At 37.3% G+C, this 12,743-nt stretch carries 13 protein-coding genes and 1 tRNA gene; 13 read left to right on the top strand and 1 reads right to left on the bottom strand.

The window, feature by feature from the left end; all coding sequences use genetic code 11:
* The first annotated feature begins 44 nt into the window (after positions 1-44).
* From ACDF53_RS00765 to ACDF53_RS00710, 12 genes are all read left to right on the top strand, one after another.
* Entirely contained in the window at positions 45-1,073 is a 1,029-nt protein-coding gene (locus tag ACDF53_RS00765) for a helix-turn-helix domain-containing protein (protein ID WP_370815191.1), read from the top strand.
* A 385-nt stretch (positions 1,074-1,458) separates the two neighbouring features.
* Positions 1,459-2,361, top strand: a complete 903-nt coding sequence (gene ttdA, locus ACDF53_RS00760) for a L(+)-tartrate dehydratase subunit alpha (RefSeq protein WP_021148394.1) — start codon at positions 1,459-1,461, stop codon at positions 2,359-2,361.
* On the top strand, positions 2,361-2,972 hold the full coding sequence (gene ttdB, locus ACDF53_RS00755) for a L(+)-tartrate dehydratase subunit beta (RefSeq protein ID WP_370815190.1): 612 nt from the start codon (positions 2,361-2,363) through the stop codon (positions 2,970-2,972). Before ttdA ends, ttdB begins: the two co-directional genes overlap by 1 nt.
* A 103-nt stretch (positions 2,973-3,075) precedes the next feature.
* Positions 3,076-4,344: an SLC13 family permease gene (locus ACDF53_RS00750; protein ID WP_370815189.1), complete on the top strand. Its 1,269-nt coding sequence runs from the start codon at positions 3,076-3,078 to the stop codon at positions 4,342-4,344.
* A gap of 275 nt (positions 4,345-4,619) precedes the next feature.
* Positions 4,620-6,290 (top strand): formate--tetrahydrofolate ligase, encoded by a 1,671-nt coding sequence (locus tag ACDF53_RS00745; protein WP_370815188.1) that lies wholly within the window; start codon positions 4,620-4,622, stop codon positions 6,288-6,290.
* A gap of 158 nt (positions 6,291-6,448) precedes the next feature.
* The gene (locus ACDF53_RS00740; protein WP_370815187.1) at positions 6,449-7,066 is read left to right on the top strand and encodes a cyclodeaminase/cyclohydrolase family protein; all 618 of its coding nucleotides are present in this window, start codon (positions 6,449-6,451) and stop codon (positions 7,064-7,066) included.
* Between the two features lie 246 nt (positions 7,067-7,312).
* Positions 7,313-8,641, top strand: coding sequence for a nucleobase:cation symporter-2 family protein (locus tag ACDF53_RS00735; protein ID WP_296005646.1), 1,329 nt, complete (start codon positions 7,313-7,315; stop codon positions 8,639-8,641).
* Between the two features lie 217 nt (positions 8,642-8,858).
* The gene (locus ACDF53_RS00730; RefSeq protein ID WP_295780554.1) at positions 8,859-9,299 is read left to right on the top strand and encodes an MOSC domain-containing protein; all 441 of its coding nucleotides are present in this window, start codon (positions 8,859-8,861) and stop codon (positions 9,297-9,299) included.
* 25 nt (positions 9,300-9,324) lie between these two features.
* A complete protein-coding gene (gene moaA, locus ACDF53_RS00725; protein ID WP_370815186.1) occupies positions 9,325-10,290 on the top strand; it encodes a GTP 3',8-cyclase MoaA in 966 nt (321 codons plus the stop codon).
* A gap of 1 nt (position 10,291) precedes the next feature.
* Complete coding sequence (locus ACDF53_RS00720; protein ID WP_370815185.1) at positions 10,292-10,594, top strand: hypothetical protein; 303 nt, start codon at positions 10,292-10,294, stop codon at positions 10,592-10,594.
* An 85-nt stretch (positions 10,595-10,679) separates the two neighbouring features.
* Positions 10,680-10,755: transfer RNA gene (locus ACDF53_RS00715), tRNA-Lys, on the top strand.
* Between the two features lie 659 nt (positions 10,756-11,414).
* Positions 11,415-11,615 (top strand): helix-turn-helix domain-containing protein, encoded by a 201-nt coding sequence (locus ACDF53_RS00710; RefSeq protein WP_370815184.1) that lies wholly within the window; start codon positions 11,415-11,417, stop codon positions 11,613-11,615.
* A gap of 355 nt (positions 11,616-11,970) precedes the next feature.
* Here ACDF53_RS00710 and ACDF53_RS00705 read toward each other — a convergent pair whose 3' ends face one another.
* Positions 11,971-12,357 carry a helix-turn-helix domain-containing protein gene (locus tag ACDF53_RS00705; protein WP_370815183.1) on the bottom strand — a complete coding sequence of 129 codons (387 nt, stop codon included), beginning with the start codon at positions 12,355-12,357 and terminating at the stop codon, positions 11,971-11,973.
* A 186-nt stretch (positions 12,358-12,543) separates the two neighbouring features.
* On the opposite strand from ACDF53_RS00705, the gene ACDF53_RS00700 reads away from it, so the two are divergent.
* Entirely contained in the window at positions 12,544-12,732 is a 189-nt protein-coding gene (locus ACDF53_RS00700; protein ID WP_296005637.1) for a helix-turn-helix transcriptional regulator, read from the top strand.
* Positions 12,733-12,743: the final 11 nt, after the last annotated feature.

Raw genomic sequence — 12,743 nt, 5'->3', positions numbered from 1 at the left:
ACTCAATAATTATTGTTTGATTTACTAGGGAGAATTTTGTAGTTATGGATTACTTTCATTATTCCTATAAACACAATCATATAGATTTCAATAGTGATATATATAAGGTTAGTACATATCATTACAACTGGCATAGTGGCGTAGAAATCTTAATCTTGCTAAAGGGCAGAATCGACATGAGTTGTAATAGTGAGGTTTTCACAATGGAACCTCTTGATACAATTATTATTTCCCCTCAAGTTGGTCATGCTACTTTGGCCTTAGAGGAGGATACAACGGCTCTTGTTATTCATGTAAGTAAGGAGTTTTTCCAATACTTTGATCCTAACTTCGGTATGTATCAATTTGTATTGCGTTCAGATAAAACTAACCGAGATAATGAATTTTTTACGTCCCTACGTCATCGTGCTGCACAAATGATGTTGTTAATGGTGAATAGTGAAAGTCCTGATCGTCAATTATGCTTGGAGAATCATTATTTAGCCATGATGAGTGATATATATCGGGAAATTGATGCGGTTAAGACTATCCCTGTACATACAAAGCCTGCTGATATGACTGTAGCTACCTTTGATAAAATGATTGCCTATATTGATGAAAATTATAAGCAGAAGATAGAGTTAGAAGATATTGCTAAAATTGGCGGTTATAATGTGAACTATACATCTCAGTTCTTTAAACGCCAATTGGGTGTTTCATTCTTAGAGTATTTGTTGCGGTTGAGATTACGAGAGGCTACCGTTCGTTTAGCTAACTCTGAAGATGGAGTAGCACATATTGCAAGTAGCTGTGGATTTGCAGATATTAAAGCCTTTAATGTGGCCTTTAAGAAACACTTCCATACAACCCCGTCAGAGTATCGTAAGCAAGCAAAAGAGATGGGACGTAAAACAAAGCTACATGATTGGAAGGAAATTATCTCTACTCAGGAAAAAGATATTATAGATATATTGCAAAACTATTTACCATATCAAGATGACTCTACCAATAAAATCAGATTAGAAGTAGCTAATCAAAAGTTACAGGATATTAGAGAACAACTTGAGATGGTTGTAAAAAAATTACAATCATAATTTTCATTGTTATAGTACTTTGTAATTAGTTGTAATTTTATGATTTTGAAAATTAAAATTAGGTGGATATACAATCATTAGGTATAGGTGATTTTATATATTTGATAAGCATATAAAAATAAATGATGAAAGAGCACTACCTTTTGATAGGTAGTGCTCTTTTTGATATTTCTAAATAGGTGTAATTGTATATTTTAGATGGGTGAAAATATAATTATATGGGTAATTTTGTATGAAATTAGCGTATTTTCACAAGCAAAAATCAACTTATAAATTGGATAGTTATATCCTGAAAAAAGAGTACAATGAAATCATCGAAAGGAGCTAAGGTTCCGAAACAGAAATAATTACGTCTTAAATAATGAAGTCTTTTTGGAGGTTTGCGATGAGTACGAAGGAACAACAAGTACAAGAAATGACTAATAAGATAGCTAATTTCATTTCTTATATGGCAAAGGTATTGCCTGATGATGTACAAGAAAAAATTCATGAATTGGCGCAGGATGAAAAAAATCCTATGGCCAAATCTATTTATGAGACAATGCAACATAATATGGATTTAGCAGCTCAGCTTAATCGTCCTTCTTGTCAAGATACAGGGGTCTTACAATTTTGGGTAAAGGTTGGATCTAATTATCCCTTACTAGGAGAATTAGAAGATATTCTAAGAGAAGCAACCTATAAGGCTACACAAGAAGCTCCATTACGATTGAACTGTGTAGAAACCTTTGATGAATTTAATACAGGTAAAAATATTGGCCTCACTGCACCTTATATTCACTGGGATATCATTCCGGGCCGTGATGATGTAGAAATCTTCCCATACATGGCTGGTGGCGGGTGTTCCTTGCCAGGGTCAGGTAAAACATTGATGCCAGGAGAAGGCTATGAAGGTGTTGCTAAGTTTGTTCTTGATTTGATGACAAGCTATGGCTTAAATGCGTGTCCTCCACTATTGGTAGGTGTAGGGATTGCTACAACTATTGATACCGCTGCTGGATTATCTAAAAAAGCATTAATGCGTCCTGTATCTTCCAAAGCACCTAATGAAAAAGCGGCTTATATGGAACAATTATTAGAAGATGGAATTAATAAAATTGGTATTGGACCTCAAGGTATGGGTGGAGATAAAACTGTTTTAGGTGTAAATATTGAACATGGTACACGTCATCCATCTGTTATTTCTTGTGCTGTTAGCGTAGGTTGTTGGAATCATCGTCGTGGCGATCTTGTATTTGATAAAGATGGTAATTGCACAGTTAAATCCCATAAAGGAGTGACATTATAATGGCTAAGAAAATATTAACTACACCGATTCAACAATCTGATTTAGCAGGCATTAAGCCAGGTGATGTGATTTATTTGACTGGGTATATTACAACTAGTCGTGATATGGGGCATCGTCGTGTGGTAGAAGAAGGTAAAACTTTACCGGTTGATGTTAAAGATGGGGCTATACTTCATGCAGGTCCAATTATTCGTACTATAAGCGAGAATGAATTTGAGGTAGTATCTGTAGGTCCTACTACATCTATGCGAATGGAAAAATTCGAATATGACTTTGTTAAAAAGACCGGTGTACGTCTCATTGTAGGTAAAGGCGGTATGGGTCCTGAAACAGCACGAGCATGCAAAGACTTTGGCGCACTACATTGTGTATTCCCTGCAGGCAATGCGGTTCTTGCTGCTACAGAAGTTGAAAAAGTAGAATCTGCTAATTGGCGTGAATTAGGTATGTGTGAGACTTTGTGGACCTTTAAGGTTAAAGAATTTGGTCCGCTTATAGTATCCATTGATGCAGAAGGCAATAACTACTTTGAAAATAAAAAAGTAGAATACAATGCGAAAAAAGAAGAAGTGTTAGAAGAAATCTATAAACACGTAGGCTTCATCAAATAATTGCATTGTGAAATGTAACTAAATAGGAGGATTATACGGATTTTGTACAATCCTCCTTTTTTGTACCCTTTTTTAGGTAGATTACACGTATTGGGAGGTATATATGGATACGAGTGTAATGATAACTCTTGGCTTCTTGGTGTTTGCCATTGTCATGTTTGCATGGGAGAAAATCCCATTGTCTATTACCGCTATGGTTGTAGCGGTAGGTCTGCACTTAAGTGGGGTATTATCCGCTAAAGAAGCGTTCGCCGGTTTTGTGGATCCAAATGTTTTACTATTTATGGGCATGTTTGTTATTGGTGAAGCTTTCTTTGCAACAGGGGTAGCCGTAGGCGTAGGTAATGTAGTTCATAAGTTTGCTAAAACTGAAACATCTTTACTCGTTGCAGTTATGATGATTACAGGCACTTTATCTGGTTTCTTATCTAATACTGGTACAGCTGCTGTGCTGATTCCTGTAATTATCGGTATTTGCAAAAAGAGTGGTTTTAAACAAACTAAACTATTGATGCCTCTCGTATTTGCAGCGGCTATGGGTGGTAATATCTCTCTTATCGGCGCTCCTGGTAATATGATTGCCCAAGCGGGATTACAACAAGCCGGCTTAGGCTCTTTTGGTTTCTTTGATTATGGTTTAGTAGGTTTGCCGATTCTAATCGTTGGTACTATTTTCTATGCTACAATTGGTAAACGTTTCTTACCAGACGCTCCAAGTCATCAACCAGATGGTGCTTTTGAAGGTAATGATGATTATAGTCATGTGCCATCTTGGAAGAAATGGACTGCTGCGATTATATTGATTTTGACAGTTGTTGCTATGATTTTTGAAAAACAATTAGGTGTAAAACTCTATGTAAGTGCTTGGATCGGTGCTCTTGTATTAGTAGCGACTAATGTTATTAGCGAAACGGCAGCTGTTAAATCTATTGATATGAAAACAATTATGCTCTTTGCTGGTTCCATGGCTCTCGGTGATGCAATGGTAAAAACTGGTACTGGCTCTGTAGTTGCTGATATTATTGTTAATAGCCTTGGCGCGAGTCCATCTCCAATCGTTGTGTTAGTAGTAATCTTTGTGCTTGGTGTGTTTATGACAAACTTTATGTCTAACACAGCTACTTGTGCGTTATTAGTTCCTATTGGTCTTAGCCTTGCGTCTCAACTTGGATTTGATCCTAAAGCAGTGCTTGCAGCTATCGTAATTGCTAGCTCTTTAGCATATGCTACACCGATTGGTATGCCTGCCAACACTATGGTATACAATATAGCTGGTTATAGCTTCATGGATTATGTGAAAGCTGGTTTGCCACTTATCGTTGTATCTAGTATCGTAGCACTTATTTTACTTCCAATCCTATTCCCGTTCTAATAAGATAAGTATTCGGTATATATTGAAAGACCTGATGTAGATTTACGTCAGGGCTTTTTCTTGGATATCTGTATATATTGTGTTGGTTTGCTATATATTAGATAGATTACTAAATTTGTTAGACATAAGTATTAGACATTAGAGGAACTTTCACATATAATAGAGTAATGTAAGTGTACAAATATACATTCACAGTAGACATATATTGCAAAACATATACGTCTATCTAATAGTTGTTATATAGGTTTATGTGGCCATAGCGCCGAGGAGGCTTTATGTTAAGCGATATTGAGATTGCCCAACAGAATAGAATGGAAAAAATTCAGGTTATTGCCGATAAATGCGGATTAACACCTGATGATATTGAACAATATGGTCATTATAAAGCGAAGATTTCTTTTGATGCCATTCGTCGCTTAGAAGCTAAGCCAGATGGTAAATTGGTGCTTGTTACGGCTATTACACCGACACCAGCGGGGGAAGGTAAGTCCACAACGAGCATTGGTCTCGTACAAGGCTTACAAAAAATAGGTAAAAATGCGATTGCAACCTTGCGTGAACCATCCTTGGGACCTGTATTTGGTATTAAAGGTGGTGCAGCAGGGGGCGGTTATGCTCAAGTAGTACCAATGGATGATATCAACCTTCACTTTACAGGTGATATGCATGCCATTACAGCAGCCAATAACTTATTGTCCGCTATGATTGATAATCACATCCATCAAGGTAATGAATTGCAAATCGATTTGCGTCAATTATCTTGGACTCGTGTTCTAGATATGAATGACCGTGCACTTCGCAACGTAACCGTAGCACTTGGTGGTAAAGTATGTGGGTTCCCTCGCGAAGATCACTTCATGATTACCGTTGCTTCTGAAATTATGGCTATTCTTTGCTTAGCAAAAGATCTTGAAGATTTGAAAGAACGATTCGGTCGCATTGTAATTGGTTGCAACTTAGCAGGTGAGCCTGTGTATGTACATCAACTTGGTTGCCAAGGTGCGATGGCACTCCTTATGAAAGATGCTATTAAACCAAATCTCGTACAAACATTAGAGCATACGCCAGCCATCGTTCATGGTGGTCCATTTGCAAATATTGCTCATGGTTGTAACTCCATCGTAGCTACAAAATTAGGTCTTAAATTAGGTGATATTGTAGTTACTGAAGCAGGCTTCGGTGCTGATTTAGGGGCTGAAAAGTTCCTCGACATTAAATGTCGTTACGGCGATATTTTCCCTGATACAATCGTTATCGTAGCTACCTTGCGAGCTCTTAAAATGCATGGTGGCGTACCAAAACAAGAGCTTAATACTGAAAATGTTGAAGCGATTACTAAAGGTTTCAGCAACTTACAAAAAGCAATCGAAAACATGCGTTACTTCAATGTGCCTGTACTAGTAGCAATCAATAAATTTGCTACCGATACAGATGCGGAAATCGCTGAGTTAACCCGCTTGTGTAATGAATTTGGCGTACCTGTTGAGCTTAATGAGTGTTGGGAAAAGGGCGGCGAAGGCGGCATTGATATGGCTAAAAAGGTCGTTGAATTGCTTGAGGGTCCAAAACCAACACCTAAATTCGTATATGATGTAGAAGATAGCTTAGAAGAAAAGGTAAATAAGATTGTTACTACGATTTATGGTGGTGATGGTGTTATCTTTACGGATAAAGCTAAAAAGCAAATTAAACAATTAGCAGATTGGGGTCTCGATCGTTTGCCTGTATGTATGGCGAAAACACAATACTCCTTGTCTGATAATCCTGCGTTGCTCGGTGCACCAAAGGGCTTTACTATCACTGTATCCGATATTCGCGTTGCCAATGGGGCTGGCTTTATCGTATGCCGTACAGGTGATGTAATGGTTATGCCAGGTCTTTCTAAACGCCCAGCAGCTCTCAACATGGATATAGAAGCAGATGGTACGATTAAAGGCTTATTCTAATATTAAATACATATAGTTAGTCTTTCTAAAAAGATTAACCTGTAAGACTAATTTTAATTAGAGTTATAGCGTTTATTGATTTAACTGATACAGTTTTATAGTAATTTTAAGGAGATAACAAGGTCTACCTTGTTATCTCCTTTACATGAGGTATAGATATGAAATTAGTAGAACAAAAAGTGAGTGACTTTGTAGCCGCTACTGCATCTAAAGAGCCGACACCTGGTGGTGGTGCCATTGCGGCTTTAACAGCTGCAACGGGCGCTGCATTAGCTGAAATGGTGGCAAACTTAACCTTTGGTAAAAAAGGGTATGAAGAGGTTCAATCTGAAATGAAAGACCTTCAAGGTAAAGCAGAAGCCATTCGTAATCGCATGCTTGAGTTGTCTCAAGCTGATGCGAATGTATTTAATATCTTTATGAATGCATTAGGTTTGCCAAAGAATACTGATGAAGAAAAGGCTACACGCAGTGCAGCTATTCAGCAAGCTTATAAAGATGCGGCTATGGTGCCCTTTGAAATCGGTGAGTTAGCATATCAGATCTTTGATTTAGCGGATTTGGCATCTCGCAAGGGCAATCAAAACCTCATTACCGATGGTATTATTGCTGCTATTAATGCCCGTGCTGCCGTAAAGGCGGCATTCTTAAATGTACGTATCAATTTATCTGGGATTAAAGATGAAGCCTTTGTAACTGATATAACTGCAAAAATGAATGCTATTGAAAAAGATCTTGATGCTAAAGAGTCGGCTATTATAGGCTTATATGTATAATTAGCTCAAAACAGTAGCTCAAAATATAGCCTGAAATAAATAGATAGACGTCTGGATTTATTAATTAATAAATTTTGAATGGTTTCGAACGATTTATGTTTTTGAGAGTTTAATGTTCGGAAAATATAAAAGAGAGAACTTGTTATTACTTTTAAAAATAATGAGTTCTCTTTTTTCTATTGTTAAAATCCGAACGATAGTGTAAAATGAGTGGGTGTTATTTCGAGGTTTGATGTAGGAGACATTATGACAGATCAAAAACAAATGAATACGGTCGATAGTATGTTGCCAATACCACAGCTCTTTGCCTTTGGTTTACAGCACGTATTGGCCATGTATGCAGGCGCCGTTGCAGTACCTATTATCGTGGCGCAGGCCATGCATTTACCTGTGGAAGATTTGATTCGCTTAATTACAGCGGACTTATTTACTTGCGGTGTTGCCACATTAATCCAGACGTTAGGTTTTGGTAACATTGGTGGACGTATTCCAATGATCCAAGGGGTTACCTTTGCATCTGTAGGCCCTATGGCGATGATTGGTGCCCAGCATGGTATGACTGCTATTTATGGCGCTATTATCATAGCCGGGTTATTTACATTTTTGATAGCGCCATTCTTTAGTCGTCTTATTCGACTATTCCCTCCGGTAGTTACAGGTACAATTATTACCATTATCGGTATTAACTTGATGCCAGTTGCTATTAATTGGATGGGCGGTGGTGTAGGGAATCCACAATTTGGTAGTTTTACTAATATTGGACTCGGGTTCCTTACATTCTTAATCGTCGTATTTGTTTACAAATTTGCAAAAGGTTTCTTCAGTAATCTTTCTGTACTAATCGGTTTGATTGCAGGGACAGCTATTGCTTTTGCCATGGGCGTCACCAACTTTGATGAAGTTGGTCGTTCCAGCTGGATTGCAGTTATTGAACCTTTCTATTTCGGTTTACCAACCTTTGATTGGGCTTCTGTGCTTTCCATGATTATCGTAATGCTTGTTGTTATGGTTGAAACCACAGGTGACAGTATTGCGATTGGTGAAATTGTAGATAAGCCAATTGGACGTAAGGAATTGGCATCTATCATTCGTGCTGATGGTGTATCTACTGTTATCGGTGGTATTCTTAATAGCTTCCCATATACAGCATTTGCTCAAAACGTGGGCCTTATTGCTGTAACGGGTGTTAAGAGCCGCTTTGTAGTTGCTGCCTCTGGTGTGATTTTGATTTTGTTGGGATTATTCCCTAAATTAGCGGCCATCGTAGCTAGTATTCCAAATGCCGTATTAGGTGGTGCTGGTATTGCCATGTTTGGTATGATTGTTGCTAGTGGTATTCGTTCTTTAGGCAAGGTTAGCTTTGAAGGTAATCATAATTTAATGCTTGTAGCAATTAGTATTGGTGTGGCTATGATCCCTATTGCAGCGCCAAACTTTTATGCTAATTTCCCTGCTTGGGCACAAATTATTTTAAAATCTGGTATTACCTTTGGTAGTATTATGGCAATTTTGCTGAATTTACTACTTAATGGTGTTAATCGTGGTGATGAAATTAAAGAAATGGGTCGCCGATAAGACATATTATATGAGAACTCTGTTCCTTGGAGCAGAGTTTTTTTTAGTGATTAAATTCATAGGAAATTTGTATGAATACTATGCTATAATAAATAGATAATTGTAGAATAATTTTGTGGTGCTTTCAGTAAGATGAGAATCATAAAATTAGTTGCAATTACATGTTGAAATAAAGTTATGTATATATGGTATGTTCCCATAAGAAGGGAAGGGTTACATGGCAGACGGAAAAATTATTGCTATCTCTATTAGTGAGAAAAAAGGGCAAAAGAAACATAATATTGAATCCGCTAATCTTATCGTAGATCACGGTATGGAAGGTGATGCGCACGCAGGTAACTGGCATCGTCAAATCAGCTTACTTGGCATTGCAAGTATAGACCATATGCGCGCTCAAGGTGCGGATGTTAAACCTGGTGATTTTGCAGAAAATATTACTGTTGAAGGTATGGTGCTTTACGAATTAGCAGTAGGTACACAATTACAAGTTGGCAGTGATGTAATTCTTGAAATCACTCAAATTGGTAAGGAATGTCATCATGGTTGTGAAATCATGAAACAAGTAGGATCTTGTATCATGCCTACACAAGGAATCTTTGGTAAAGTCCTTAAAAATGGTACGATTCACGTAGGTGATGAAGTATCTATTATTAAATAGCTTTGTATTATAAACGAGGTGTGTTATGAAAGACGCATGGGGCCGTACAATTGAATATGTACGTCTGTCATTGACAGATGCGTGTAATTTTTGTTGTCCCTATTGCCGACCTGCTGAAATTACACCTCAAAGTCAAACACAATTATTATCAGTTGATGAATGGATGACTATTTTAGGTGCCTTCCATCGTATCGGCGTGAAAGCAGTGCGCTTAACTGGTGGCGAGCCATTGTTGTATCCACATATCGAAGAGCTTTTAACCCGTATTAAGGATACTGGTTGGTTTGAAGATATATCTATGACTACGAATGGTAGCTTACTCGCATCTCGAGTACAACGATTGAAAAAACTTGGATTGAACCGAGTGAATATTAGTCTTGATTCTCTTGAAAGTGATGCCTTTGCTACTTGTGTAGGCAAAGAAGGTCAGCTGGATTCTGTGCTCGATGGTATTCGCAGTGCTATTAGTGCAAACTTTAAATCCGTAAAGATTAATACTGTATTATCTCGTCATTGGTCTGATGAAGAAGTCAAATCTTTGTTACAGTATGTAGAAAAATGGCCTGTTGTATGGCGATTTATAGAATACATGCCATTCCAAGGTGATGCATTCCATGGACCGACCTTTGATGAGTGGCGATCTCAATTGGAACGTGTAAGTGGAGGGCCTCTTACAGAGGTTCATTCTGTGTATGGTTTTGGTCCTGCTACGTATTTAGCGTTGCCAAGTGGAAAGGCTGTAGGTTTCATCTTTTCTATGTCTCATAGCTACTGTGATACATGTAACCGTGTACGTCTTACATCAGATGGACAAATGCGTTTATGCTTGTTACGTGATGATGAGGCTGATCTTGTATCTCTTGTGCGCAATGGTGCAACCGAGAAAGATTTAGCTCTGCATATTGAACGTGCGTTGCAACGAAAGCAAGAACGTCATGATGGCGTAGGTATGGAACAACCAGAACGTCCTATGTGGCGCATCGGAGGGTAATATGGGCTTTTTTGATTTTCTGAAACCAAGATCCAAGGAGCATGTCGAGGCTTGCTGGCCTGGTGGCAAAATGCTCCAAGTTCATATGGAGTATAATACAGAAAAGACTGTATTTACTTATTTCGGTCGATTTGGGCTTACATTTAACATTCAAAAATCTCAATTAACGGAGGTCATTGTTAAGGAAGTAAGCCGTACCCATAGTGTCCTTCAAGTATATAGTGGTGTTGACTGTGTAGGCACTACAGATATATTGCCTACAGAGGCTTGTAATATTATGAGAGACTGGGTATTACAATATTAATATAGGTATCAATGTAATGTTTTATAGGGATGTAATAATTATTCTTTACATTCCTATAAAATAAGCATATAATTAGTCATGTCATGGACCACTAGCTCAGCTGGCAGAGCACCTGACTCTTAATCAGGGTGTCCAGGGTTCGAACCCCTGGTGGTCCACCAAAATAACCCGTACAACTGTGCGGGTTTTTCTTTTGACATCATTTTGACATCAATTAGAATATGTTTGAAATCTTTTCTACCACGTCAGCTTCCATTTCACTTCTGTTAAACACATTAGATAACCAAATTGAAAGAGCAAATCAAGGGCGACAAACGAACAATTAAACTCTTACGGACGCAACGCAACTTATCTCAAATGGTGGGACAGTAATCGGAGTAGCGATTCATCGATGATTGAGAGGTGATCCATACATCTCTATACCGTGTAATGGTGGATACACGCAACTATAAATAAAAGAGCCTACTAACCTAGATATTATCTACGTTGTTAGGCTCTATTTTGTTTGTAAAAATCAAAATAAAACTTGCATTTATACACGATATAGGGTGTAATATAGACATAAGGAAGGAGGTGAAGCCGTTGAAGAAGTTAAGGAAGATAATAAAAAAGTGGCTACCGATAATAACCGCGTTTATCCAACTAGCAATAGCGATAATATAGTTATTAAATCAGTAACCACAGGAGCTCGAAGGAGCTCCACTCTTCCTAACTATTATAACAATGGCGAGCATATGATTTCAAGATTAACTTTAACAATTAGTATTATTGCTTTTGTTTTATCCGTTTATAATCTATTAGTTATATTGGGAGTATTATAATGAAATTAGATGATGTAATGACAACACAAGAGGCCGCAGAACGATGGAATGTTACGGCTGATGCATTGAAACAGAATTGTAGAGGCCGTGTAAAGAATGGATTTTTAGAAGGTGAGTTTAGAAAGTCTGGGAAAATGTGGCTTGTAACTCGGCAAGGAATGGAACGTCTATACGGTGAAGAAATGGATCACAACATATAATGTATATAATAGACGACATCATTTTGACATCATTTCAATAAAAAATATACTGAAATATAGTTAAATGTGAGAATATAAAATACAGTAAAGTACTATATTTATAGTTTTTGTCAGTAGTCGAATAATACACTCTTAATTAGGGTATCTAGGGTTCTAACCACTGGTGGTCCACAAAAAAACCGCACAACTGTGCGGGTTTTCTTTTAATGCATCATAAAATTGTGTAAGCCATTTTTGTAACTTATAAAGATGGCCTATAAAAGATAAGAAAACAAGGACAGTGGAGCATTTATACTATGGTTATAGTTGAGTCTTTACTAAGTATTATTGGCATAATTTTTATTGTTATATGAATTTAAGAATTTCTCTTTGACTTTAAAAAATCAATATATTTTAAGGTTTCAGCCATTTCCTCTTCTGACAGATCCGTAATAGAGGTGATGAGGTTATTGGCATATGGACTGTTCTGTAGGGCTTGAGCAAATTGTGTTATCTCTGGATTAGCATAATAGGGCTTGTTTTCGTCGTAACGCTCTACCAAATCTGATTTTGATACACCAAAGTAATTGGCCATCATTTCTATTTTATCAATTCTTGGGTATGTGTTACCTTTAACCCAGTCAGTAAAGGTTGTATATTTAAAACCTAAATCGGTACAAATTTTATTTCTATCTATGCCACGCTTATCCATGAAACGTTGGATATTCTGCGCCATGATTTCCTTGTTACCTAAATCGCTCATTCTGAAAGTCCCCTACATCTGCCTATTAATCAGTGTTTATTAATACTATCGTACAATAAACCTGTCATTGTTACAATAGATAGCTTATATACTGTATAGTTAACACTAGACAATACGATTTAACCGTATTACAATCATTATTATATATGGTAAGGTTAGCTATGATATATGTGAAGGGAGGTTGTCATGAAAGTAACCTTAAAAATGTTGAGAGTATCTAGAGATTGGTCTCAAGAACGAGCTGCAAAAGAGGTTGGAGTATCGGTTGCTACATGGCGAAACTGGGAGCGAAAGAAGTCCTACCCTGATGTTATAGCTATCGCTAATATTGAAAAAGTATTTAATGTATCCTACGATGATATTATTTTTTTATAGCTGTTTACGGT

This window comes from Veillonella sp. (genome assembly GCF_041333735.1).
GTDB lineage: Bacteria > Bacillota > Negativicutes > Veillonellales > Veillonellaceae > Veillonella.
Note: the sequence above shows the minus strand (reverse complement) of the source record. Positions and strands in the feature narration are given on the sequence as shown.

Coding starts and splice junctions, on each gene's coding strand:
- ACDF53_RS00765 (WP_370815191.1), top strand. CDS start 45: ATGGATTACTTTCATTATTCCTATAAACACAATCATATAGATTTCAAT.
- ttdA (WP_021148394.1), top strand. CDS start 1,459: ATGAGTACGAAGGAACAACAAGTACAAGAAATGACTAATAAGATAGCT.
- ttdB (WP_370815190.1), top strand. CDS start 2,361: ATGGCTAAGAAAATATTAACTACACCGATTCAACAATCTGATTTAGCA.
- ACDF53_RS00750 (WP_370815189.1), top strand. CDS start 3,076: ATGGATACGAGTGTAATGATAACTCTTGGCTTCTTGGTGTTTGCCATT.
- ACDF53_RS00745 (WP_370815188.1), top strand. CDS start 4,620: ATGTTAAGCGATATTGAGATTGCCCAACAGAATAGAATGGAAAAAATT.
- ACDF53_RS00740 (WP_370815187.1), top strand. CDS start 6,449: ATGAAATTAGTAGAACAAAAAGTGAGTGACTTTGTAGCCGCTACTGCA.
- ACDF53_RS00735 (WP_296005646.1), top strand. CDS start 7,313: ATGACAGATCAAAAACAAATGAATACGGTCGATAGTATGTTGCCAATA.
- ACDF53_RS00730 (WP_295780554.1), top strand. CDS start 8,859: ATGGCAGACGGAAAAATTATTGCTATCTCTATTAGTGAGAAAAAAGGG.
- moaA (WP_370815186.1), top strand. CDS start 9,325: ATGAAAGACGCATGGGGCCGTACAATTGAATATGTACGTCTGTCATTG.
- ACDF53_RS00720 (WP_370815185.1), top strand. CDS start 10,292: ATGGGCTTTTTTGATTTTCTGAAACCAAGATCCAAGGAGCATGTCGAG.
- ACDF53_RS00710 (WP_370815184.1), top strand. CDS start 11,415: ATGAAATTAGATGATGTAATGACAACACAAGAGGCCGCAGAACGATGG.
- ACDF53_RS00705 (WP_370815183.1), bottom strand. CDS start 12,357: ATGAGCGATTTAGGTAACAAGGAAATCATGGCGCAGAATATCCAACGT.
- ACDF53_RS00700 (WP_296005637.1), top strand. CDS start 12,544: ATGAAAGTAACCTTAAAAATGTTGAGAGTATCTAGAGATTGGTCTCAA.